Consider the following 24,989-nt stretch of genomic DNA (forward strand, 5'->3'; position numbering starts at 1 on the left):
CGTCCTCCTTGATTCTGATAACTACAGTTTCGCTTTAAGTCCAAGCTTTCCTGCTATATATGCGAAAATTTCCTCTTTTTTGTCCGAAAAGTGGCAAGGTGGTGTCATATCAAACCAGGTGACATCCATTTTATTACGGAACCACGTAAACTGACGCTTCGCATATCTTCGGGAATTTTGTTTTAATTGCTGGATGGCTTCATCAAGTGAGCAGTTGCCTTGAAAATAGGCATACAACTCTTTATAACCAATCGCTTGAACAGACTGACAATCTTTCAAACCAGATTGATAAAGTGCGCTCACTTCTTCAATTAAGCCTTCATCTAACATCATATCAATTCTTTGATGAATGCGCTCGTACAAAAGCTCTCGGTCCATTTTCAGCCCAATGAAGGCAGTGTCATACAGAGGAACTTCTTGATGCCCGTTTTGCATATCAGACATTTTCTGACCTGTTGTATGGATGATTTCAAGCGCCCTGATCACGCGGCGGACGTTATTCGGATGAATCGCTTTTGCAGCGTCAGGATCGGCTTCTTTTAGCTTTTCATACAGCTTGATCGGTCCATGCTGCTGCTTAAACAGCGTCATCTCTTCTCTAAAAGCAGGATCACTTTTCTCATCAGTAAACGTGTAATCATATAAAACAGACTGAATATATAGCCCAGTTCCACCAACAATCATGGGCGTTTTTCCTCTCGCAGCAATCTCTTTGATTTTTAAGCGGACAAGCTGCTGAAATTCAGCTGTAGAAAACGATTCATCCGGTTGTTTAATATCGATTAAATGGTGCGGAACGCCATTCATTTCTTCAGGGGTGATTTTCGCTGTGCCAATATCCATCCCTTTATAGATCTGCATGGAATCCCCGCTGATAATTTCTCCATTAAATGCTTTCGCTATATCAATGCTCAGCTTTGTTTTTCCGACAGCCGTCGGACCTACTAATACAATCACTGGTTGTTTTTTCATAACATCACTCTCTTTTACAAACTGCCTACAGTATAGCATAACTTCTCTTTCTCTCCTATATACTCCTCGTCACCAGCCAAGTGGTTCATTCCCGACCACTTCATATGTCTTTCCTTTTAAACGGTGCTTATGCGTTGGCCTTTCTTCATCTGGACTGTAAACGACTCCCCCGTATGGAATCGGGACAGAATCGGTATAGGCAGAAAACGTGACTTCCTCAATTTCATGGTAGTGCGTCCCGTCCACTCTTGGGATAGCAGGTCCAGTGACGCCATAATATCTATGAAAATGCCCTCTTTCAAATGACGTGATCCCCCGATAATAATGAGTATGTCTATCGGTACTGCTTCCATTCACAGGCTGAGAAATACCTTCTATTAAATGATAATGTTCTTCGGTTACATCCGTTCGCGCTTTATAAGCATGTGCATGAGGTGGACATTTAGCCCAATCAGACGGATACAGGCCCATTTTTTACATTCCTCCTTATTTTAGGCATTCACCCAAACACAAGTGGGCCACTCGAATACACTGATGTCAGTTACAGTGATTTTATGTGAAAGGAGTCTTTTTTTATGAATTATTTTGACGCACCGTTTGTTCAAGATGAGATGAGAAGACCTTTTGGATTTGGACGCCCTGGATTTGGTTTTGGAAGACCTGGGTTTGGGTTTGGGCGCCCTGGTTTTGGCTATGGAAGACCTGGATTTTTTGGACCGCCATTTTTAGGTGGTTTTGCTGGAGGGCTTTTAGCTGGGTCGCTTCTTGCTCCAGGATATGGCTATGGTTATCCTTATCCACCGCCATACCCGCCTTATGGACCATACCCTTATTATTGAATATGACGATTTAGTGAAAACATCCTCTTATAAAATGAATCGATTGACACATTTGTTTTTCATAGGTTAACATTTACTTTACCGACCGTTCAGTAAAGTAGGTGTTTTTTTTATGTCTAAAACGAAAAAAGAACAAATTTTTGAGGCAGCAGCTCACACCATTCTAAAAGAAGGATTGAGTCAGCTCACCCTTCAGCAGGTGGCAGAACATGCAAATATGACCAAAGCTGGGCTACTGTATCATTTTTCGAGCAAGGAAGACCTGATCCAGCAAATGAATGAGCATGCGGTTGCCTCTTTTCGTCAGCAGCTTGACACGTATCAGGAAACATACAAAAACGAAAAGGCGCCCTATGTACGTGCCTATATATTGGCCACATTAAATGATCTTGATAGACAAAACACCACACAGCTATGTACAAGTATGCTGGCAACCATGTCATTTGATGAAGCGTTATTAAATCCTTGGCGTCATTTTTATGCGGAATTTAAAGAAAAAGCAGCCGAGGAAATCAATGACCCTGCACTTAGCCAATTGATCCGTCTTGCCTGTGATGGCATATGGTTTTCAGAAATGTTTCAGCTTGAACCATTGAATCGAGAGGAAAAAACCCTTTTACTTCATCGGATTTTACACATTTTAGAGGAGGGATGATGATGATCCTCGGATATCTTTTTTTGGCTATCGCCATTTTTTCAGAAGCGATTGGGGCAGCGATGCTGAAACTATCAAATGGTTTCACACGCTTTAAACCTAGCGCTGTCGTTGTCGCTGGTTATACACTTGCTTTTTACATGCTGTCATTGACCCTAAATATCATTCCACTTAGCATGTCTTACGCCACATGGTCTGGGGTAGGTACCGTCCTCACGGCTTTTTTTGGCGTGCTCTTTTTCAAAGAAACCTTGAACCGTCAAGCACTTATTGGAATGGCAATGCTTGTTTCAGGGGTCGTACTATTAAATATGTCTTAAAGGATGTGAAGTGATATGAAAGGAATGCTTTATTTAACAGGAGCCATTTTGACAGAGGTTTTTGGCAGTACGATGCTGAAGCTTTCGCAAGGTTTTACACAGGCGCTGCCGAGTATGGGGGTCCTGATCGGATTTGGGTGCGCCTTTACCTTTCTCAGTTTGGCACTCAAAACAATTGAGCTGTCATCTGCATATGCCATTTGGTCTGGGGTCGGTACAGCACTTACTGCTCTAGTGGGCCTCGTGCTATTTAACGAAACCATTCATATGAAAGGATTTATTGGTCTTGCACTTGTCATATGCGGCGTCATTGTCTTAAATCAATCCAAAAAACAAAAGGAAGAAAAGAAAGAACCATTCGATCAAACCGAATGGACGTCATAAAAAAAGTCATTTTCTCCATAATCAAGAGAAAATGACTTTTTTATCTTAATATCCAGCTTTGATGGTTTCTTCTAAGGAAATATGGACATTCCCTTGCACAGCTCTAGAGATCATACATGAGCTTTCAGCTTTATGTGCAAGCTTACGAGCTCGTTCTATGTCCTGTGCAGTAGCAGACTCTTTGAGAATGATGACAGGACGGTGAATGATTTTCTCATATGTAAACACACCGTTTGTCACATCGACAACTGCCTCAGAGCTCATCGATAGATCCTCTTTCTCTAATTGACTCCGCTCCATCATGGCTGCAAGTGTAATGATATAACATGTGGCCGCTGCACCTAGGAGCATCTCATCTGGATTTGTTCCAATACCCGGTCCATCCATTTCTTTTGGAATGGAAATCTCCGTCTTTAACTGTGCACATTCGATTGTCCCCACATCGTTACGCAGACCAGGCCAGCTTGCCTGAAGATGAAAATGATGACGCGCCATATCTGTCTCTCCTTTTGTTATCACTTTTTATAGTGTAACAAGAATTCACCTTGCTGTCTTAAGATGTGCACCATCCTTACGTATATTCTTCATCCAGCACCGTGCGAATCGCCCTGACATACCGGTAGAACGTCTCGTTTTTTGTACTCGATCGATACCGAAAATCGAAACTGTCAAATAACGCTTCCCGTTGACTTCTACTAATCTCAAGCTGTACACTTTGCCCTGTTTTTGTAAGATTATTAATATTATGATTGCTCGTTCCGCTTAGGGTTGCGTGTGCAACTGCAAGTTCAGCAGAAAAACCGTTGCGCTCTAATGAGTTCACAATTTTTTCAGCACGGTCATAGTCTGTTCCGCCAACAAGGGTGTGGTCAATTCCCGGCTCCCCTTTATATCCATGAACAGCTAATACATAATCATGTGCTTTTGCCTGTGCGACTCCGATTGGTTCATCGAAGTTTGTACTTGTAATATGAAGTTCTGATGCATTTTCTCTAAAACCTTCAAATAAGTACGTAGAAAAATCGTTATCAAAAAAATGGACAATCTCACTAACGCCGCCTTCGATTCTCCCGCCATGAGGCGACATCACTAGAAGACGGCTGCCGGGCACTGGATTGGATATGATTTGATAATGATCTGTTGATTCATTCTCTTCCAGTTCTTTAAAATTGCGATACATATCATTTGAACCGCTTTCGTCTTCTCCACCTGATGACACTGGCTCATCATGTTCCTGTGCTTGCATGGTATAATAGACGCCCCATCCGATGACAAGCAGGAGAAGCAAAGCAAAAAACTTCTTCATTCCCGTTCTCCTTTAACAGATTTCTAAGCCGTTTCTATGATTAATATTGAATCATCATTTCTTTTCATTTTTTCCACATTTTCTCTTCAAATTTGATCATAACACTCTAGATCATGAGATTCCTCAAAAATAAGATAATTGCATTTATATACACAGAAACGCCTTTCCTGATTGAAAACAGAGTTAGAATAGTATGACAAACAAATGAAGTTATGTTTAAAATGACCTAGTCCTACCCAGTCTGTTTTCTTTAATTCGTCTTTTTTTTATGCGAATTTGATTTTTTTCATCTGGAATGAATCACATTTGTATGAGCATTGACCCTGTCTAGAACCCCCCTTTTTTCTGCAGAATCCTCTGTTTTACTGGTTCTCTAAGAAGAACTCTCCCACCTATCATCGGCAGTTTTAATATGATTTCCACCTTTTTCTATTATTTTACAAAATGTAAGCGCTTTTCTTTTTAAAGGGAATGAGTCAGCCGCCAATATGAACAAAAGAAGGGACAAGAATCCGAACAAAGATGCTGTCATGTTCATAACGTAAGAGTGTACGAGAATGGATAGCTAGAATGGAGGGCATCACATGTTTGGATTTTCCATGGTACAAATGGTCAGAACACATGCTAGTAAATTGGATCAGCCTTTAAGAGAGACCGTCCTTCACCTCTATAAGCCTTTTAAGTGGACGCCTTGTTTTCTTCATCGTTTTTTTGAAGGAAGGTTAAAGAAGAGCAAGAAGCTTCGGGTCATCATTGAATTTAAAGAAGATGCAGTCGAAGCAGGTATTCAAAGCACAAAGCAGCTAATGAAAAAAAGCAGAAAAACAAACATCAAAAAACATTTTTCACATATTAACTGCTGCGCAGCTGATCTTACCCCTGCTGCTTTAGAGGAACTCTTAGCAAATGGGGAGCATATTCGCAAAATATATTTAGACAGACAGGTACATGCACTGCTGGATGTGGCGACACAATCAAGTCATGCGGATGAAGTCGTTCGAAATGGCACGACCTTAACCGGTGAAGGCATTACGGTAGCGGTCGTTGACACAGGCATATACCCACATGAGGACTTAGATGGAAGAATTCGCGACTTTGTAGATTTAGTCAAACAAAAAACGAAACCTTACGATGATAACGGTCATGGAACGCATTGCGCTGGGGATGTGGCTGGAGACGGAGCTGCCTCAGACGGCTTATACAAAGGACCCGCTCCAAAAGCCAATATCATTGGGGTAAAAGTGTTAAATAAACAAGGCGCTGGATCACTTTCTACTATTATAGAAGGTGTTGAATGGTGCATACAGTTCAACGAAGACCATCCTGATGACCCAATTCACATTATCAGTATGTCGCTAGGCGGCGATGCGCAGCGTTATGATGACGAACAAGACGATCCGATGGTGCGCGCTGTCAATGCAGCTTGGGATCAAGGGATTGTTGTATGCGTTGCTGCTGGGAACTCCGGTCCTAACAGTCAAACAATCGCAAGCCCTGCCGTGAGTCAAAAAGTCATTACGGTCGGAGCCTATGATGATCGAAATACGCCAGAATCAAGTGACGATGTCGTGGCACCATTTTCGAGCAGAGGTCCAACGGTCTACGGTGAAACAAAGCCCGACCTCCTCGCACCAGGAGTCAATATCGTCTCTCTTAGATCACCAAGATCATTCCTAGATAAACTAGATAAATCAAGTAGAGTCGATGATGATTATACGACGTTATCTGGCACTTCGATGGCGACACCCATTTGTGCCGGTATCTGCGCACTATTATTAGAGCATTCACCAGATTTAACACCTGATGAAGTCAAAGCCTTATTAAAAGAAAATACAAGCAAGTGGTCTGGAGAGGACCCAATGATTTACGGAGCAGGTGCCATCGACGCAGAAAAAGCCATCCAAGAATAAATAAAAAAGCCCTTTACGTTTTTCGTAAAGGGTGTTGTTTTGTCTGTTTTTATGTGTGAAGTCTTTCTTCTACTTGAGCAGCTGACATGTTATGCTTCGTTCTCATACATCTCATCTCCTTTTTGAATGTGCGTACGCGCTTCGATCACAATTTCAAAAAAAGTGGAAGATTCCTTGTACATGTCGCGTTCCTTATAATAATTAGCCGCATCAAGTGCCAATTCCTCTAAATCAGCAAACATTTTTTTGTTTCGTAGTCCCAAAAGGGCTGATCTCAATTGTTCAGAGCTGTCTGTTTCTATATAGAGTGCCTGTAAAAATTGGAATTTCAATTGATAAATTTCATCTCCCAATATAGAGGCCTGATTCATGCCTTCCTTTATAGCCTCACTCGCTCGCTCCATATCTTCGAGTTTAAAACAAGTAAGAGCCAGTGAAAACAATGATTTGATCATCGTTGCAGCTTGATCTTTTTGATAAAGTGAAATGGCTTGTTCAAAGAAGACAGTCGCTGTATGATAGGTTCCCATACTATAATGACAAGTTCCTAAGTTATTGAGGGCCATCGCCTTAAAATAAGATGTGCATTCTTTTCTTTCCATTGCTTCACACACTTTTAAAGCTTTTTCTAAATACGGGAGCGCTTTTTGATGCTGATTTACATCAATCCAATTACCTGCCATCACAAAATCGCATTGAATGCTTCTTTTTCCATAAAGCTGATGTTTCTTATAGATGTCTCTCGCTTTTTTCGCATAATGCATAGAAAAATAGGTTTGTTTCATATGATAGTATACTTCAGCAATTTTATAATAAAATTCCGCTTTTTCGATCTCATCTGTCACTAAGATCAGCTGATGTTCCGCATGCTTATAATAGGAAATGGCTTCGATATACCGGTGCTGGGTAAATGCATACATTCCATGGAAAAAATGAAAGTAATAGCCCAATAAACCCGTCATCTCATCTTCTGCCTCTTCAATTTCTTTTGGAAAAGAGACCGCTTGAAGCGATTCATTCCCTGCATGGACTGGCGTTAAGTGCTGAAGCATCATTTGATGGCGAAAATCCATGAGGGAATAATAGAGTAATAAATCTTGATCTTCTTCCATCTCATGAATGTCTTCTTCAACAAGGCGCTTCATATCGTTTGCCTGATCAACTTCAAATTTGCAAATATGTGTGTACCATTGATTGATTTTTACACCTACTTCGGAAGATGGTATTTTGTGTGCCATCCACTTCAGCCCCATTCTATCATATCAAACTGATAACTATTATTTTACATAATTTATGATTTTAAGGCAAATTGTCATTTATTTCATATTTTATGTTGATTTTGCACATTTCTATCTTTTTTACCAAGTTTAAAGAGAGTACTTTTGCCCATCAAAACCTTTTTTCTACGAAGAAGGGTCGAATTCTCTAAGCACTTCTTTTAAACCACTGACATAGCGACTGAATGCTTTTTTCTTTCCTTTTCTTGTATCAAAGTTGTCAAAAAAGGCTTTTCTCTGCGCCGTACTAATTTCTAACTGGACACTTTCTCCACTTGCATTTTGATTATTAATGTTGTTTGGATCCGTTCCGGAGAGGCGCTCGCCTTTTTGCACGAGCTCTGCGGAGAAGCCCCGGTCTTTTAGTTCTCGCACAACCGCTTCTTGCATTTTTTCGTTTGTCCCGCCCACAAGTGTATGTCTTCTATCACTTTTATAGCCGTGGATAGATATAGAAAAGGGATATGTTTTAATCATTTGAACCAAAATCGGTTCATCGAATTTTGTACTAGTGATATGCAAGTCACGATTGTTGTCTTGTTTTGTCCCTTCAAATAAATACGTAGAGTACTTCTTTTCAAATGCTTCTACAATTTCACTTGTTCCTGGTTCAATTTCGCCGCCGTGAGGAGAAAAGACAAGTAAGTCACTTCCCCCTTTTTCATGAAACTCTATCTCATAGCCGTCTCTTTCATGCCGTATAAGCTGTTTAAAACTTTCATATTGATCCCCTTTTTTTCGCTCTTTCTTATACTTTTCTACTTCTTCATGATGTTGTTTTTGCTCTTTATTTTCTTGGATAGAATGGCTGCATTTCACCATTAAAAGAGCACACAGGATGAGAAAGATGAATCCACTTATGAGTAGTCTTTTCATTTCACCGCTCCTTTTCATTCTCTTCGATGTCATCTTATCGCATTATTTTACTATCAATCGCTAAAAGAATTCAAAGAATGTCCGGCTCCTTTTTATGAATCAGGAGAACTTACTTGTTTTTTTATGTTGCCTTAGGTATTTTCGGCTTCTTTAAAACGGTTCTTGTGCAAGTAAAAACTAAATCCTATGACCTCATTTTAGTTTTAGTCAAAAACACCTACAAAATTGGGAATTTTCATCTTTTTTCAAATAAAAAAGCTGTAAACAAAAGGAATATCTCCTTCTGTTTACAGCCAGTCTCTGTATATCCAGCATTAAACTCTTAATTCATTCTCTAATGCTGTCAGCACTTCATCTTGCGACATGCCTTGTGCAAGTGAAATTTCGCTCACTAACATGCCCCGTGCATCTTCAAGCATCTTCTTTTCACTAGAATTTAAGGCTTTTTTCTGATTACGTCTCATCAGATCTTTGACAACGTCTGCGCCATCTTCAATCGAACCTGTTTTTAGCTTTTTCAGATTTTCATCATATCTTTGCTTCCAAGTAAGCGTGTCGTCGTTTGTTTCTTCTGCAAAATTGTTCATCACAACTTTCAGCGTAGCTTGATCAGCTACCGGACGTATACCTAGTTGATTGATTCTGCCTTTTGGGACCATCATCTGCATATTCGGCATTTGAATCAGAAAATATTCCTGCGTCTTACCTAAAATCTCTTTTTCTTCCATTCCTTCAATCACACCGGCTCCATGCATTGGATAAACAATTTTATCACCTATTTGAAACAAATCCGCCACCTCCGAAAGTATTCACAATATCATTATAACACATTTCAGCAGAGGATAAAAATTTATATTTTATCATGTTAATTTAGCACTAGTCAATTCTTTTTATTTGAGTTTTTAAAGAATTAGCCTTTTTTTACAAAAGGAGCGCCACCATCCAGTCCTCGTACACCTTTCTTGCATATACTAGCATTGAGTCACATTTAGGAGGGATGACAATGTGCAAATGCAAGAGCAAACATTCCCACTCAAAATGCTATAAAAAGCATGACGATCATCACCATATGGATCCGTGTGAAAAAAAGAAGTTTTATCATAAAAAAGATGATTGGTTTGAGAGCGATTTTTGGGATACTTCAAGAAGCTACGATCCCCATTATTTTCCTAAAAGTGTCTGCAGCAGATGTAAGAAGCGTCGCAGAAAAAGACATAGCTTCTCATTTTAGTGTTTGACGCTACACCTGCTTTTTGTTTTCCCGGCTGAAAAGCCGGTTTTTTTGTTGCATGTTGTTCTTTTCTTTCATATGGATAGGCTCATGAAACAGGTGCAGTTCATAAGATATGGCAACCTGAAAAAAAGGATGAGATACAAAATGAACAATATGAATAACCAAACCAACCATTACCATCAAGGAAATCCCTATCACACGTTTGAAAATGTGTATACAGCCAATCATGAGCATATGATCGCACCAAACATGCATGACCCTATGAATATGCCAAATCATTATCATACCGGTAAAAAAGATGCTTATAGCGGACACCATCCGCATCATCATTCAGCCTATTCCCCTTTTATGAAGCAGTATGAACCCTATTCAAATGTACAGATGAACGATCACCATCACTTCGGTCACTACGGCGGTTATGGTATGGCTCCCCACCAGCCATACGGCTATCATGATATGCAAATGATGATGCCAGCAAATCATCATATGACAGGAAATGCTTACGGAATGAACCAACCAAATGCATTCCTACCCCGTTATTACTAAAAAACAAGCAAAATAAGGGTATAAAATACCATTTAATGACATATAGGAATATGGTAACCTTATAGGTAAATAATGGATGTAATCATCTATTATTTACCTATAATCAACCAAGGGGGAAGGAAGAAATGAAGAAAACATGGACAATCATTATGATGGGGATGCTTACATTGGTCATGGCACTCTCAGTACCGCTAGCCGCATCAGCTGAAGGGGCTAAAACAGAGGAAAGCAAAGCTTCAACGAATGCAAGGCCAGCTGCACTTTATGCAAAAATCACAGGAGCAAGTAAACAAGAATGGTCTTTTTCTGACATTGACCTGACTTACCGTCCAAATTCTGTTCTTAGTATTGGTGCAGTTGAATTTACTTTACCAGCAGGTTTTCAAGCCACAACAAAAGATATTATCAACGGAAAAGCTTTAAAAGACAGTTACATTTTGAACAATGGAAAAACTGTTCGCATTCCAGCTCGTTTCGATTTATTCGGAAGTTCCCAATATACATTACAACTTTCTCATAAAGTACTTCCTGCTGCAGGTACATATACGTTCCGCGCAGAAAATCGTGCGATCAGCATCGGTTCCACATTTTATGCAGAGGATACGATTGATATTAATAAACGGCCAGTTGTCGTCACACCGCCAAATCCTTGCGGATGCTAAACAAAAAAGCGCTCTTAGAGCGCTTTTTCTCATTTATTACATCTCTTGCCACTGTGCTTACTGCATTTTATATAATTGTTACACCATATCTCATGATGGTCTGTCATCATTAGTTGGCAAACCCATATATGGCGTTTTTTATTATTATTTTTGCTCTTTTAGTTTTTTAAAAATCACAAATTGATATACGCCAAATAGTAAGGTTAGAATCATCATTGCGGTAAATAGTTGATCGACTGGAAGCAAAAAATATACGACAAAAAAAGATAAAAGCAAAACAAAGTAACCTATATTGAACGCTTTTTTAAATGTCATCATATTCCCTCCTTTTTACAATCATATCACGCTTCACCTAATCGTATAACCAAATAACAAAAACCCCTATCCATTTGAGGAAAGGGGTTATCCTTACAACATGACAGCGGATGTTTATCTTCACATCACAACAACAGGAACCAAACTATCGGATTGAAAAATTAATTGGTGGGCAAACCGATTCACCCACCAGCTAAAATCCTGCTACATCACCCGTTTAAACATCTTTTCCATTTCATAAGTGGAATGATGAATCATAATCGGCCGGCCATGCGGACATGTAAATGGGTCTTGTGTTTGCCGGAGTTCATCTAATAAGGCTTTGATTTCATCGTTACGCAAATGACGATTTGCTTTAATCGAGCCTTTACAGCTCATCATGATCGCCGCTTCTTCTCTCAGTTTCTTGATATCCACACGCTTTTCATCAAGTACTTGCTGAATGATTTCTTCGATGAGTTCAGCCTCTTCCCCTTTAGGAAACCACTGCGGATGCGATCGAACGATATAGCTACCTGATCCGAATGGCTCTAAGAAGACCCCTACTTTTGCTAAAATATCGATATGCTCTTCAATAATCAACATATCGTTTTTTGAGTAGTGAAAGGTTAATGGAACAAGCATTTCTTGCACTTCCTGTTCAATGTCTCCTACCTTTTCACGAAAGTACTCATACTTGATTCGCTCTTGGGCAGCGTGCTGATCGATGATATAAAGACCGCGTTCATTTTGGGCCAAAATATACGTTCCATGCATTTGTCCAATCGGATACATCACAGGGACACGTTCACTTTCAGCCTGATGCTGGGCTGCACTCTCTTCCAGTATCACTTCGTCATGTTGTTCATGCGAAGCTGCAGATTCCTCTACATATACATGGTCAAACGTTTCTTCAGACGATGCTGGTAAAGTCGCTTCCGTACTTTCCGGTTCACGCACCCCGTATGTGTCGTTCTGACTGGTCTCGTATACAGCCGATGCGAGTGAGTCCGGCTCATAGGAAACAGGTGTTTCCATTCGGCTTTTCATTGTTTGTTTAGAATCAAAAGATAAGGACTGTTGCTCATTTTTCACTGCTGGCATTGGTGCTTTTTTTGGCACTGAAGCACTTGGAATAAGCTGCTGCTTTTGAAAGACGTCTTTAATACCTTGTTTGATCAACTCATGAAGTTCCTGCTCTTTACTTAGTCTTACTTCAAGTTTAGAAGGATGTACGTTCACATCGACTAAAATGGGGTCCATCTTCATCTCAATAAATGTAATCGGATGGCGTCCGATCGGGAGCAGTGTATGGTATCCTTCATGAATGGCTTTCACCAGCGGGAAATGCTTGACGTATCTGCCGTTGACAACAGAAGACATATAATTACGTGATGCCCTTGTCACTTCTGGTAAGGAAATATAGCCTTTCACTTCAAAATCAAGTGATTGTACATGTAGTGGCAGCATTTTTTTGGCCACTGCCGTTCCATAAATGGCCGCAAGCACATGCCGCACATCCCCGTTTCCATTTGTTTGAAGCAGCACTTTTCCTTGATGTCGCAAACGAATCGACACTTCTGGATGAGCAAGTGCAATTCGGTTCACAACATCAGAAATGTTGCCAAGCTCCGTATGAACCGTTTTCATGTATTTTAGACGGGCTGGCGTATTATAAAATAAATTGGTGACCACAATTTCGGTGCCGCGACGGCCAGAGGTTTTTTTCTCCGAAATGATCTTCCCGCCTTGGAGAGCTAAGTGTGTTCCAGCACCTTCACCGGTACTTGTCTTCATTTCTAAGTGAGAGACGGAGGCAATACTTGGCAACGCCTCCCCCCTGAAACCGAGTGTCCTGACACGAAACAGATCATTTTCATCTTTGATTTTACTCGTTGCATGACGCTGAAAGGCGAGCTTACAATCTTCAGCATCGATTCCCACCCCATTATCAATAATTCTAATAGAAGAAAGTCCTGCTTCTTCTACATCGATTTCAATGACAGTACTACTAGCATCGATCGCATTTTCCACCAGCTCCTTTACAACAGAAGCCGGACGTTCGACCACTTCACCAGCTGCAATTTTATTTGATAGGTCATCGGATAACTGAATAATCTTTGCCATTTCTTGCTCACCTCACCTTACATTATAATTTCTTTTGCAATTCATATAGCTTTGTCATCGCTTCAAGCGGTGTCATATCCATTAAATTAAATGACTTCAATTCTTCGATGACTGCTTGATCTTTGTTTTTCAGCACAGGTTTTGTTTGCGGTTTTTCTTCCACTTCAAAGAAAGAAAGCTGCTGTTTTTCCTCAGCCATTTCTTTTTTCGGGGCTTTAGAGACGCTCGGAATCACTTCATGTGATCCGCTCTCAAGCTCCGTTAAGATGGTCTGGGCTCGATCAATGATCGCATCAGGCAGTTCAGCAAGCTGCGCTACATGGATGCCGTAGCTTTTATCCGCTGCTCCTTCTTTGATTTGATGTAAGAAAACAACTGTCCCTTCATGTTCTTCTGCTCGTACGTGGACATTTTTCAGTTCGCTTAATTGGGATTCCAGTACCGTCAGTTCATGATAATGAGTGGAGAAAAGGGTTTTGGCACCAATATGATCATGCACAAATTCAATGATTGCCTGTGCAAGAGCCATTCCATCATAAGTGCTTGTCCCGCGTCCAATTTCATCAAATAAAATCAAGCTGTTCTTTGTCGCATGTACCATTGCATTTTTTGCTTCGAGCATCTCTACCATAAAAGTACTTTGACCAGAAATCAAATCATCTGCCGCCCCAATGCGTGTAAAGATTTGATCAAATATCGGAAGGGTTGCCTTTGATGCTGGCACAAAACAGCCAATTTGCGCAAGAATTGAGATCAATGCCATTTGTCTCATATATGTGCTTTTCCCTGACATATTCGGACCAGTAATGAGCAAGGTTTGTCTCCCTTTGCCCATTTGGCAGTCATTCGGCACATACTCTTGATGATCCATCACTTTTTCAACAACAGGATGACGACCATCAATGACTTCCACTTCATCTGATGAAAATTCAGGGCGGACATAACGCCGCTTTTCACTCACAGTGGCAAAGCATTGCAGCGCATCAAGCTCACTCATTTGTTTTGCGAGCAACTGTAATCTAGGAATATAGGCTTTTACTTGTTCCCGAAGCGCAGAAAATAGTTCATATTCCAATTCACTAATATTTGATTCCGCCTCAAGAATAAGGGCTTCTTTTTCTTTCAATTCAGGTGTAATATACCGCTCTGCATTGGCAAGGGTTTGTTTTCTTTCATAACGGCCTTCTTCTAATAAATGCGTATTTGCACGGGTCACTTCGATATAGTAGCCAAACACTTTATTAAAGCCGACTTTCAACGAACGAATGCCTGTATATTCTCTTTCTTGCTGTTCAAGACGAGCGATCCAATCTTTCCCGTTTCGGCTCGCATCACGATATTCATCTAATTTTGCATTGTAGCCGTCTTTAATCAAATTGCCTTCTTTTAACGTCATCGGCGGATTCTCATAAAGAGCATCTTCTAATAAATCAAGTAAATCACCGCATGGGTCAATGTCATTTGCTCTAGATTTCGCCATATCCTCTGGGAGAGAATGGACAAGCTCTTTAATAGCCGGCACTTGCTTGAGAGATTCTTTCAATTGAATAAGATCACGGGCATTCACATTTCCAAATGCCACACGGCCTGCTAGACGTTCAAGATCATACACTTGCTTTAAACGTTCTCGCAGATCCTCTCGCTCAAAGAAATGTTCCATCAGAATTTGCACCATTTCCTGGCGTTCTTTGATTTGTGAAAGGCGGATGAGCGGACGATCGATCCATTGCTTCAGCAATCTTCCGCCCATTGCCGTTTTTGTTTCATCTAAGAGCCATAATAAAGAACCCTTCTTGCTTTTTGAACGGATGGTTTCTGTTAATTCAAGGTTTCGCTTTGAGTAAAGATCAATTTTCATCGTTTGTTCAAGCTGAAACACTTGAACTTGCTGAAGATGATCAAGACTCCTTTTTTGCGTTCTTCTTAAGTATGCATAGAGTGTTAAAAATGCTATTTTCAGATGTTCGTCAAGATGAGCAACGAGTCGTTCAGCTTCATCTATTAATTCAGCGCTATCTTCGTATGAGATGGTCGCTTGGCAGCGTTCCTTCAGGGTTTTCACCGTTTCTTCATCGAGCTGCTTTGATACCACAATCTCTTTTGCACCGACAGAATAAATTTCAGACACAACTTCATCTAACCGTTCAATGAAAGCCGCCATGTTTTCACCTGTTGATAAATCGGAAAGCGCAAGACCGTAGCCATTTTGAAAGCTGGAAACAGACGCGATAAAGTTATTTTCGTTTTCATTCAATCCTTTGCCATCCATGACCGTACCTGGTGTAATCAGTTGAACGACCTCTCTTTTGACCACACCTTTTGCCGTTTTAGGGTCTTCCACCTGCTCACAAATGGCGACTTTATAGCCTTTTTCAATCAGTTGTTCTATGTATGCAGACGCAGAATGATATGGAACACCACACATTGGAATCGTGCCGCCATCCCTGCTCGTTAACGTAATTTCTAATTCTTGTGCTGCTTCTTTTGCATCATCAAAAAACATTTCATAAAAATCGCCTAAGCGAAAAAATAAAAAGGCATCTTGGTAATCTGCCTTGATCTTTTAATATTGCTGTATCATGGGCGTATAACTTGCCATATTTCTAATCCCTCACTATATTACTTTCGAATTCATACCATCTTTCATTATAGCATAAAAATTCACCTTTTTTCCTTAGATCAAGGCACAAAAAAACTAGGGGGATATGCGCCCTAGTCATCAATTACTCTTCTGGATCACCCGCGAGGAATTCTGGATGAATATCTTCTAATTCCTCATCCACTTCTTCTTCCCATTCGTGATCATCTTTTTCTTTCCAGCTTGAATTGACTTCTACAACAATTTTGGTTTCCCCTACTACTTCAGCAATGAATTCACGCTCTGCTTGAACGACAATTTTATTGCCATTTGGAGAAATCGTGACTTCTAAGCAATTGGGCTGCTGTAAGACTTTCGCAATCACTTCGTGCTCATCATCAAGGAAGTTTTTATCTTTATATCTCAGTTTGATGATATCTACATATTTTACACGTTCTGTGACCACTTCGGTTTTCGTGTTGTCTGCGTAAGAATACCAGACGTTAATATCAAATGTACCTTCAATCTCAACTGTTTTACCGACCTTTTCAGCATCATACTTATGATTAATGATCCAACCGCCTAGGATGCTGGTTGGTTTTTGCGATGGAGAAATGGTGTGTGTGCTTTGGGTAAATTTCCTCCCTTTTGCAACCACCGCTTTTGTAATAATTTCTCTGTATTCAGACATTCCGGCATGCCTCCTTGTTCTTGATCGTTTTATCTTATGCTGGGCATTCGTCTAGTGTGTCACGATTTTGAGTCTCATGTTCAATTAAATTCATTTCTGTTTCAGTGTATGCATGGTCGCCCATAAACTTGCCTTGAAAATTGGAAAAGTTGGAGAGTGAGAGATTGGGGTTGATGGAAGCTGAAGGAGAAAGAAGGTATGCAATTCTTACATCAGAAAACAAAAAACCCCGCATCTGCGGGGTTTTCTCATTTAATGGAGCAACTTGGGGATGAGTTTTTCACTTTTGAACCGGTTTCTCCTAATAAGAGGTCACCGCCGGTTGAAAGAATGATTTCATCCGTTACTTGATTAGAAATTGTGTGCGCTACAAGCTGAAGCAGGGAATTAACCTCTGTTTGCGATTCTTTGAATTCTTGAATCACTGGGATCTCATCCAGTTCTTCTTGCAGGGCATCAATTTTTTCTTCCACTTGTTTTAAGGCTTCATGTTTGCCATAATGCTTTAAATTCACAGCTTGCTTTTGAAGCGCCTTAATTTGATTAATGATCGCTGCAATTTTTGTATTTTCATTGATTTGCGCTTCTGCTTTTTTGAAGAAATCAACTTCTTCTGTTTCAGAAATCATTTTCGCGAGCTCTCTTGCGCGCTCGACAATCTCTTTCTTTGAATAAAGCGTCATTTTAATTCACCTCGATAGCTTCTCCAACCATTTCTCCGTCAAGAGACCAAGTTTTGGCTTGTGTGATTTTCACTTTGACGATGTTGCCAATCGCTTCTTTTGGTGCTTTAAAATTCACAAGCTTGCTTTTACTTGTATATCCGGCTAGGATCTCAGGGTTGTTTTTACTTTCACCCTCTACTAATACTTCGACAGTCTGCCCTTCATATTCCTTCATTTTTTTCGCAGAAATTTCATTTACGAGTGCATTCAGGCGCTGCAGACGTTCTTTTTTTACACGCATTGGCACGTTGTCTTTCATATTGGCTGCGGGTGTTCCTTCTCTTGGAGAGTAAATGAACGTATAAGCCGCATCAAACTCAACCTCACGATAGAGGGAAAGCGTCTCTTCAAACTGCTCATCTGTTTCATTTGGGAACCCAACGATAATGTCCGTTGTTAATGAAGCATTTGGCATTGCCTCTTTGATTTTACGCACTAAGTCAAGGTAACGTTCACGGTCGTATTTTCTTGCCATGAGTTTCAGCACAGAAGAACTTCCTGATTGAACCGGCAAATGAATATGGTCGAGAAGGTTTCCGCCTTTGGCAAGCACTTCAATTAAGTGATCATCAAAGTCACGCGGGTGGCTTGTTGTAAAACGGATACGTGGAATATCGATTTTACGCAGCTCATCCATGAGGTGACCAAGACCATATTCCATGTCTTCAAAATCTTTTCCATACGCATTCACGTTTTGACCAAGAAGGGTAATTTCTTTATATCCTTCTGCTGCTAAGCGTCTGACCTCTTGAATAATTTCATCCGGACGGCGGCTTCTTTCCTTCCCGCGCGTGTAAGGGACGATACAGTATGTACAGAATTTATCACAGCCGTACATAATATTCACCCAGCCCTTAATTTTTCCTTGGCGGGCTCTCGGAAGATTTTCAATCACATCGCCTTCTTTAGACCAAACCTCAATGACCATTTCTTTTGAAAGGTAGCATTCAGATAATAGCTCTGGCAGGCGGTGAATGTTGTGAGTACCGAAAATCAAGTCAACAAATGGGTGTTTCTTCAAAATACGGTTAACGACAGATTCTTCTTGCGACATGCATCCGCAGACGCCTAAGATTAAATCAGGCTTTTCACGCTTTAATGCTTTTAAATGACCAAGCTCTCCAAACACTTTGTTTTCTGCATTCTCACGAATGGCACAAGTGTTTAATAAGATGACATTCGCATCTTCAGTCGAATTTGTTGGTTCATAACCAAGCGCCATAAAAATACCAGCCATCACTTCTGTGTCATGCTCATTCATTTGACAGCCATATGTGCGAATATAAAACTTGCGGCCGTTCCCTAACCCTTGAAACCGCTCGTCAATTTGAAATTGATTGTATTCGACTTCTTCTTTACCCCGTTTTTTTGCATCTTTTAAGGAAGGCGGAATGTACACAGCTTCAAAATATTGGCTGTAGTCCTTTTCGGATTTTTTGTCCGATGAACTTACTTGTCCGCTCGCTTTTCTCTGCTCTTCATTCATGAATTTGTACTCCTTTCAAACCAAGCTCCACCCTACAGTATAGACTATTTTGTCGTGAATTGAAAATAAATTCATTTGTGTTTTTTCTATGAAAAATGTCTATCATCTGGACAGTCATCAATACTCTTGATCAAAAGAAAAGAGAGCCTCAGCTCTCTCAATTAAGTATATTCAGTTTTTTTGCTTCTTCTTCGATGATTGTCAGTGCACGGTCAAGCTCTTCTTTTGTGTGCTCTGCTGTGATGATGGCTCTAATTCTCGCTTTTCCTTTCGCTACAGTTGGAAAAGCAATGCCTTGAGCGAAAACGCCGCGCTCGATTAATGCTTTTGAAAACCGGAAAGTGAGTGCCTCGTCTCCAATCATCATTGGAATAATAGGCGTTTCTGTTGGTGCCACCTCAAATCCAAGACCGATGACTTTTTCTTTAAAATAGGCCGCGTTCTCCCAAAGTGTTTCAATGCGCTCCGGTTCGTCTAACAACACTTCAATGGCTTCTTCACAGGCTCTTGTGACAGCCGGCGGATGTGAGGTGCTGAATAAAAACGGTCTTGCTTTATGCTTTAAATAGTCGATTAAAACGGCAGAACCAGCGACGTAACCGCCTAGCACACCAACTGCCTTACTAAGTGTGCCAACCTGAATATGCACTCTGCCGTCAAGTTGAAAATGATTCACTGTTCCGCGGCCATTTTCACCAAGTACTCCAGACGCATGGGCATCGTCTACCATCACAAAGGCATCATATGCTTCTGCAAGTCTTACAATCTCAGGAAGCGGTGCAATATCTCCATCCATTGAGAACACACCATCTGTCACGATAAGACGGACGCGGTAATTCATCGATTTCTTTAATATTTTCTCAAGCTCTTCCATATTAGAATGAGCATATACTTTTTTATCTGCCTTTGTTAAGCGAATCCCATCGATGATTGAGGCATGGTTCAGCTCATCTGAAATGACAATATCATCTTTTGTGAGAATACTGGATAAGACCCCTTGGTTGGTCGTAAAGCCTGATTGGAATACGAGGGCTGCCTCTGTCTTTTTAAAAGCTGCGAGCTTTTTTTCAAGCCGTTCATGCATTGTCATCGTTCCAGCAATGGTTCGTACAGATCCTGTTCCAGCACCGAATTCATCAATCGCCTCTTTTGCCGCTTTCATCAGCCTTGGATGTGAGGTGAGACCTAAGTAGTTATTTGAAGAGAGTTGTATGACGGATTGTTCATTTAATGTCACCGTGGATGATTGTTTGGAATCGATTTCTTTCAGTGTTTGATGGGTGCCTTGCTGCTTCATTGTGCCCAATTCATCTTGTAAATACGTAAATTCTTTCATCATTTCGTCCCCCTTTGATATGATGGCATGATCAGTACGACCTTCCCGCACGTACCATTTCTCATGAGTTCAAATCCCTTTTCAAAATCTTCAAATGGCAGCGTATGGGTGACAACCGGCTGTACATCAATGGTATTCGTTCTTAAAAGTTCAGATACTTGACGCCACGTCTCAAACATTTTTCTCCCCGTGATCCCTTGCACGGTTAATCCCCTAAAAACAATTTGATTCGTAATGTCAATGGTTACCGGCCGCTCTGGCAAACTTAGTATATTCACTTTCCCTCCATTTGCACAAGCTTCGAGTGCTTGATTAATCGCAACGGGATGTCCTGACATCTCACACATCACGTCTGCCCCTTCCATCCGCGTGAGCTGCTTGATCATGGCAACAGGATCATCTTTTCCGATATCCACGATATGATCTGCACCCATTTTACGGGCAAGATCCAGTCTGTATTCATTTTTATCAACAGCGAACACTTGGACAGCCCCGGAGGCTTTTGCAACCGCAATCGCCATTAAACCAATGGGCCCACAGCCAAAAACCGCCACTGACTTTCCTGAAACAGGTGTATGCAGAACTGTATGAACAGCATTTCCAAGCGGTTCTTGAATAGATGCAAGTTCCACTGGCATTTGAGCTGGATTATGCCACACATTTTGTTCTGGTACTTTGACATATTCAGCAAAACAGCCATCAATGTCGACCCCTAAAATTTTCGTTTCGCTGCACAAATGCTGCTGACCCGTTAAACACATATAACACTGATTACAGACAATATGCGTCTCAGCCGATACAAAATCCCCTACTTTTGCTCGTGAGACTTGGTTCCCCGTTTTGACAACTTCCCCTGTGAATTCATGACCAAAAATGTACGGTGCTTTGACTCTCCCCTTCGCCCAATCATCCCAATTATAAATATGCACATCCGTTCCGCATATCGATGTAGCCTTTACTTGGATAAGCACTTCATGATCCCTTATTTCTGGAATTGGCATTTCCATCATCGTCGCTCCGTAAGCGCTTTCTTTTTTAACAATCGCTTTCATCGTTCCACACATGACGTACAACCCCTTTGTTAAAAAACTTCTCCCAATCCGATCTTATCATGTCTTATTTTAGACGTAAATACCGATGTCTTTCAGGAGAAGACAAATGAACACTCCACATATTTTTTTAGATATTTTTCTAAAAAAAAAAGCAAATCTCCTTTTATTCGGAGATTTGCTTTTAAGTTGTCAGTGTTTTTTTGAAACGGCCACATACAAAGCCGGCACAATCAGTAGTGTCAGAATCGTTGAGAAAAAGACACCTGATACGATGCAGATCGCTAGCGGCTTAAAGAGTGGGTCATTACTTAAAGCAACGGGCATAAGAGCGACAAGTGCTGTAAATGCTGTCAGCAAAATAGGTCTAATCCTTGCTCTCCCCGCTTCAATCACAGCTGCCTGTTGATCGAGACCTTGCTTGCGCCTCTGTTCAATAAATTCAAACAAAACGACCGCATTTCGGACAACAATACCTGCCAATGAGACAATCCCCATTGTGGCCATAAAGCTAAACGGCGTTTGAGTGACAAATAGTCCAATAATGGCGCCGGATATCGCTAAGTAAACCGTTCCAAGAACTAAAAGCGGAAGCATGAGTGAATTGAACTGGAAAGCGATGGTCACATAAATGAGCAGAAGGACTACCCCAAATAAGAGACTAATTTCAATAAAGAATTGGGTTTGATCTTCATTTTCTCCGCCCTGAGAAATGGTCAAATTCTTCGCTGCATCGCTTTTCCCAACTTCATTTACGACTTCTGTCATATCCTCTTTAAACGTATCTGATGTACCAGGATATGCCTTTAACGTGATCGTCGGCATCCCGTTTTCATGAGGAATGCTTTCATACTGCTCTGTTTCTTTTTCCTTTACATATCGGCTAAGCGGCTCCAATTGAGGAATGCCACCCTCATTTGCACTCACAGGCACCTTGATGTCTTTTAGCTTCAGTCCGTTTTGATGTGTGCTCATGTCTTGTTTCACTACGAGGTCGATGTCATCTGTTCCTTGTTTAAAGGTGCCTAATGGAATTCCTTCTGTAACAAGGCCAAGCTGTCTGCTGACAAACTGAGCAGTGAGCCCATCCTCTGCCATTCGGTCACGATTTAATTCAAATGAGATGGTTTTCACCGGCTGATTGACATCGTCTGTGATCAGGCTCGCTCCGCTTTCTTTCATTTCTTTTGTGAGCTTCTCTTTCACATCCACGAGTTTTGAAAATTGTTCTCCTGCAACAGTGACGGTCACAGGCGCTCCCGTTGGTGGTCCTTGAACAATGGTTTTCATAAAGATATCAGCATCTTTAAATTTCTTTCGCAATGGCTCTGTCATACGATCGATCAATGCTTTGCTTGTCATCTGCTCATTGTCTACTCTGACAACAACCTGACCAGTATGATCACTTGCGTTTGAAATGCTTTCATTAAATAAGTTCGGCACACCACCGCCTGCAAAAATGGCCGTCTCTTCAATGCCTTTTTGCTGTTTGATCTCTTGTTCTATTTTCTCTAATGTGTCATTTGTTTTATCTAAGGTTGTTTCACTTGGAAGTGTCACAGTGACAACAACTTCTTTCTTATTCGCCGCAGGGAAAAACTCAAATGGTGTGGCGAAAATAAGCAAAAAGGCAAGTGTGGCAACGAGCAAACCACTTAATCCAATGAGAAGTGGCCGCTTCACGATGTTTGTCAGTACTCGATCTGCATAAAAATCAGCTAATCTTTTTAATGGTTTGCCTAAAAAGCCCGGTTCCTTTTGAATCTTCTTGTTCTTTCTTTTTCGGTTTGCTGTATATTGATACACTGGCACAAGTGTCAATGAAATAACCATTGACGCAAGTACAGTTGTGACTAGAACAGACGGTAACGCTCGAATAAATGAACCGTTCGCACCAGAAAGGAAAACAAGCGGCAAGAAGGCAAAGACAACAGCCAGTGTTGACGTTAAAATAGATCCAGCCACTTCTTTTACACCTGCAATTGTTCCTTTAAGCGGACTTTCGTATTTTTTCATCTGCCTCAAAATATTATCGTTGACGACAATGGCGTCATCTACAAGTATCCCTAGCGCAATGATAAAGCCAATAATTGAAATTTGATTAAGGTCCACTTGTAAAAACGGCAGCGGGATGGTTCCGATCGTTATGGATAGCGGAATCGCAAGTGAAACGATAAACGCACCACCAATGGTTAGACCAAGTGTGGTGACGATAATGACGGCGATGATGGCCACGATCGCTTCTTTGATTAAATCGTTAAAAATGGAATCCACTTCACTTTTTTGTGAATAGTAGTCTATCCAATCCACACCATTTGGCAGCTCTTTCTCTTTTTCAATGACCGCACTGACTTTGTCATACATTTTAGGAATATCCAGTCCCGGCTTGATATTGACTGTAAATGAATAGGCTGGCTTTCCGTTATATGAAACGATATCACTTTTCTCTTTTTCTACTTCTTTTAAACGACCAAGCTGACCGATTGTAACAGGCTCTCGGCTCGTTTTTGAGAAAATCTCAATCTTTTTGATTTGATCTAAACGATCATAGGCATCAATGGACAGCTTGACCTTTTCTCCATCTGCCTGAACGTCACCTAGAGGGGATGTGTCAAATTCTTGATTGATGGCATTTGTGACATCGGTCACGTTTAACCCGTTATCCTCCAGTTTACTTGAATCCAAGTTCAATATTGCTTGTTTGTCATTGAACCCTTTGATGACGACTCCATCAACACCTTTGATGTCCTCCACTTTTTCTTTTAACGCACGCAGCGATTCCTGACTTTTTGCTAAATCAGATGAATTACTTGATACAATCATATAAGAACCAATTGGCACGTTGCCAAACTCATCCTTTACATCTGGCTCCATCACACCATCTGGAAAAGAAGAGGCGGCATTTGTGGTTTCACTCTTGATTTGACTTGCCACCTTTTGAAAATCGGCTTGATCATCAATTTCAAGCACAATATTTGAGAAACCAATAGCAGAAACAGAGCTTGTCTTCTCTACACCATTGATATCAGAAATGGCCGACTCGAGCTTATTGGTGACATCACTTTCTACCTGTTTTGCATCAGCACCAGGGAAAACAGTCGAAATGGTTACAATATTTGCTTGAAACTCTGGCAGTTCTCGTTTAGGAAGCTGTGTAAACAAATAACCTCCAGCAATGAGAACGATAAAAAATAAAATAAAAACAAGCTTTCCTCTTTTTAAAAAAGCTTCGATCATTATTTCACCTACTTAAATATTTATTTTTGATGAAGTATTTTCAACTTAATCTTAATTTATCATCATGGTGAAAAAATGCAAGCTCTAATATGTCATTTTCTATCTATTTTGTGAAAGAAATATGTTATATAAGAAATGTATAGCGGTAAACAAAAACAACCTGCTTACATGATGTAAGCAGGTTGAAAATAATAAAATTAGAATTATCGTGGTTCAACAATCAGTTTGATTGCTGTTCTTTCTTCTCCATCGATAAGAATGTCAGTAAAGGCTGGAATGCATATCAAATCCACTCCGCTAGGCGCAACAAATCCCCTTGCAATGGCGACAGCCTTGACCGCCTGATTCAGTGCTCCAGCGCCGATAGCCTGTATTTCCGCTGCACCGCGTTCACGTAAAACGCCGGCTAATGCTCCTGCTACTGAATTTGGATTTGACTTTGCTGAAACTTTTAAAATTTCCATTTTTGCTCCCCCTTAAATTTA

General features: G+C 40.7%; 24 protein-coding genes. 7 read left to right on the plus strand and 17 right to left on the minus strand.

The annotated features are described in order from the left end of the window. Nucleotides 1–21: 21 nt before the first annotated feature. Entirely contained in the window at nt 22–972 is a 951-nt protein-coding gene (gene miaA / locus ACSBQP_RS04345) for a tRNA (adenosine(37)-N6)-dimethylallyltransferase MiaA (protein WP_017359035.1), read from the minus strand. A gap of 69 nt (nt 973–1,041) precedes the next feature. Further along, nucleotides 1,042–1,443, minus strand: a complete 402-nt coding sequence (locus ACSBQP_RS04350; protein WP_007499437.1) for a YmaF family protein — start codon at nt 1,441–1,443, stop codon at nt 1,042–1,044. Nucleotides 1,444–1,547: 104 nt separating this feature from the next. Here ACSBQP_RS04350 and ACSBQP_RS04355 point away from each other — a divergent pair, with 104 nt between their 5' ends. The 4 genes from ACSBQP_RS04355 (at nt 1,548) to ACSBQP_RS04370 (ending at nt 3,170) form a co-directional block, all read left to right on the plus strand. Next, a complete protein-coding gene (locus ACSBQP_RS04355) occupies nt 1,548–1,811 on the plus strand; it encodes a hypothetical protein (RefSeq protein ID WP_017359036.1) in 264 nt (87 codons plus the stop codon). 112 nt (nt 1,812–1,923) lie between these two features. After that, nucleotides 1,924–2,466, plus strand: coding sequence for a TetR/AcrR family transcriptional regulator (locus ACSBQP_RS04360; protein ID WP_008344015.1), 543 nt, complete (start codon nt 1,924–1,926; stop codon nt 2,464–2,466). A 2-nt stretch (nt 2,467–2,468) separates the two neighbouring features. Beyond that, on the plus strand, nt 2,469–2,786 hold the full coding sequence (locus ACSBQP_RS04365) for a DMT family transporter (RefSeq protein ID WP_017367286.1): 318 nt from the start codon (nt 2,469–2,471) through the stop codon (nt 2,784–2,786). 15 nt (nt 2,787–2,801) lie between these two features. Then, nucleotides 2,802–3,170 carry a DMT family transporter gene (locus ACSBQP_RS04370; RefSeq protein ID WP_417901391.1) on the plus strand — a complete coding sequence of 123 codons (369 nt, stop codon included), beginning with the start codon at nt 2,802–2,804 and terminating at the stop codon, nt 3,168–3,170. 45 nt (nt 3,171–3,215) lie between these two features. On the opposite strand, the gene ACSBQP_RS04375 is transcribed toward ACSBQP_RS04370, so the two are convergent. After that, nucleotides 3,216–3,665: an OsmC family protein gene (locus ACSBQP_RS04375; RefSeq protein ID WP_017359038.1), complete on the minus strand. Its 450-nt coding sequence runs from the start codon at nt 3,663–3,665 to the stop codon at nt 3,216–3,218. Between the two features lie 76 nt (nt 3,666–3,741). Then, nucleotides 3,742–4,476 (minus strand): poly-gamma-glutamate hydrolase family protein, encoded by a 735-nt coding sequence (locus tag ACSBQP_RS04380; protein WP_435028218.1) that lies wholly within the window; start codon nt 4,474–4,476, stop codon nt 3,742–3,744. A 584-nt stretch (nt 4,477–5,060) separates the two neighbouring features. On the opposite strand from ACSBQP_RS04380, the gene ACSBQP_RS04385 reads away from it, so the two are divergent. Beyond that, nucleotides 5,061–6,386: a S8 family peptidase gene (locus tag ACSBQP_RS04385; RefSeq protein ID WP_017367283.1), complete on the plus strand. Its 1,326-nt coding sequence runs from the start codon at nt 5,061–5,063 to the stop codon at nt 6,384–6,386. 89 nt (nt 6,387–6,475) lie between these two features. Here the strand turns inward: ACSBQP_RS04385 and ACSBQP_RS04390 are convergent, their stop codons facing one another. From ACSBQP_RS04390 to ACSBQP_RS04400, 3 genes are all read right to left on the minus strand, one after another. Continuing rightward, nucleotides 6,476–7,624, minus strand: a complete 1,149-nt coding sequence (locus ACSBQP_RS04390) for a Rap family tetratricopeptide repeat protein (protein WP_056704766.1) — start codon at nt 7,622–7,624, stop codon at nt 6,476–6,478. A 165-nt stretch (nt 7,625–7,789) separates the two neighbouring features. Next, entirely contained in the window at nt 7,790–8,539 is a 750-nt protein-coding gene (locus ACSBQP_RS04395; RefSeq protein ID WP_008344021.1) for a poly-gamma-glutamate hydrolase family protein, read from the minus strand. Between the two features lie 314 nt (nt 8,540–8,853). After that, nucleotides 8,854–9,327 (minus strand): CarD family transcriptional regulator, encoded by a 474-nt coding sequence (locus ACSBQP_RS04400; RefSeq protein ID WP_007499456.1) that lies wholly within the window; start codon nt 9,325–9,327, stop codon nt 8,854–8,856. 590 nt (nt 9,328–9,917) lie between these two features. Between ACSBQP_RS04400 and ACSBQP_RS04405 the strand changes: the two genes are divergently transcribed. Continuing rightward, a complete protein-coding gene (locus tag ACSBQP_RS04405; protein WP_187349922.1) occupies nt 9,918–10,319 on the plus strand; it encodes a hypothetical protein in 402 nt (133 codons plus the stop codon). 125 nt (nt 10,320–10,444) lie between these two features. Further along, the gene (bslA, locus tag ACSBQP_RS04410) at nt 10,445–10,981 is read left to right on the plus strand and encodes a biofilm surface layer hydrophobin BslA (RefSeq protein ID WP_017367279.1); all 537 of its coding nucleotides are present in this window, start codon (nt 10,445–10,447) and stop codon (nt 10,979–10,981) included. 144 nt (nt 10,982–11,125) lie between these two features. Here the strand turns inward: bslA and ACSBQP_RS04415 are convergent, their stop codons facing one another. From ACSBQP_RS04415 to spoVS, 10 genes are all read right to left on the minus strand, one after another. Next, nucleotides 11,126–11,296 (minus strand): hypothetical protein, encoded by a 171-nt coding sequence (locus ACSBQP_RS04415; RefSeq protein WP_017359046.1) that lies wholly within the window; start codon nt 11,294–11,296, stop codon nt 11,126–11,128. 204 nt (nt 11,297–11,500) lie between these two features. Further along, nucleotides 11,501–13,402 (minus strand): DNA mismatch repair endonuclease MutL, encoded by a 1,902-nt coding sequence (mutL, locus tag ACSBQP_RS04420; RefSeq protein WP_217815773.1) that lies wholly within the window; start codon nt 13,400–13,402, stop codon nt 11,501–11,503. Between the two features lie 22 nt (nt 13,403–13,424). Continuing rightward, nucleotides 13,425–15,962, minus strand: a complete 2,538-nt coding sequence (gene mutS / locus ACSBQP_RS04425; protein WP_435028312.1) for a DNA mismatch repair protein MutS — start codon at nt 15,960–15,962, stop codon at nt 13,425–13,427. 163 nt (nt 15,963–16,125) lie between these two features. Then, nucleotides 16,126–16,671, minus strand: a complete 546-nt coding sequence (gene cotE, locus ACSBQP_RS04430; protein ID WP_007499466.1) for an outer spore coat protein CotE — start codon at nt 16,669–16,671, stop codon at nt 16,126–16,128. A 248-nt stretch (nt 16,672–16,919) separates the two neighbouring features. Further along, complete coding sequence (locus tag ACSBQP_RS04435; protein ID WP_008344661.1) at nt 16,920–17,354, minus strand: RicAFT regulatory complex protein RicA family protein; 435 nt, start codon at nt 17,352–17,354, stop codon at nt 16,920–16,922. A 1-nt stretch (nt 17,355) separates the two neighbouring features. After that, nucleotides 17,356–18,882 carry a tRNA (N6-isopentenyl adenosine(37)-C2)-methylthiotransferase MiaB gene (gene miaB, locus ACSBQP_RS04440; protein WP_007499471.1) on the minus strand — a complete coding sequence of 509 codons (1,527 nt, stop codon included), beginning with the start codon at nt 18,880–18,882 and terminating at the stop codon, nt 17,356–17,358. Between the two features lie 157 nt (nt 18,883–19,039). Continuing rightward, complete coding sequence (locus ACSBQP_RS04445; protein ID WP_435028219.1) at nt 19,040–20,221, minus strand: glycine C-acetyltransferase; 1,182 nt, start codon at nt 20,219–20,221, stop codon at nt 19,040–19,042. Continuing rightward, a complete protein-coding gene (tdh, locus tag ACSBQP_RS04450) occupies nt 20,218–21,282 on the minus strand; it encodes an L-threonine 3-dehydrogenase (RefSeq protein WP_048002214.1) in 1,065 nt (354 codons plus the stop codon). Before tdh ends, ACSBQP_RS04445 begins: the two co-directional genes overlap by 4 nt. 177 nt (nt 21,283–21,459) lie before the next feature. Then, on the minus strand, nt 21,460–24,504 hold the full coding sequence (locus tag ACSBQP_RS04455; RefSeq protein WP_435028220.1) for an efflux RND transporter permease subunit: 3,045 nt from the start codon (nt 24,502–24,504) through the stop codon (nt 21,460–21,462). Nucleotides 24,505–24,707: 203 nt separating this feature from the next. Next, on the minus strand, nt 24,708–24,968 hold the full coding sequence (spoVS, locus tag ACSBQP_RS04460; protein ID WP_003211281.1) for a stage V sporulation protein SpoVS: 261 nt from the start codon (nt 24,966–24,968) through the stop codon (nt 24,708–24,710). Between the last annotated feature and the right edge of the window lie 21 nt (nt 24,969–24,989).

The sequence above is a fragment of the Bacillus sp. G402 genome (assembly GCF_051172515.1).
Classification (GTDB): domain Bacteria; phylum Bacillota; class Bacilli; order Bacillales; family Bacillaceae; genus Bacillus; species Bacillus altitudinis.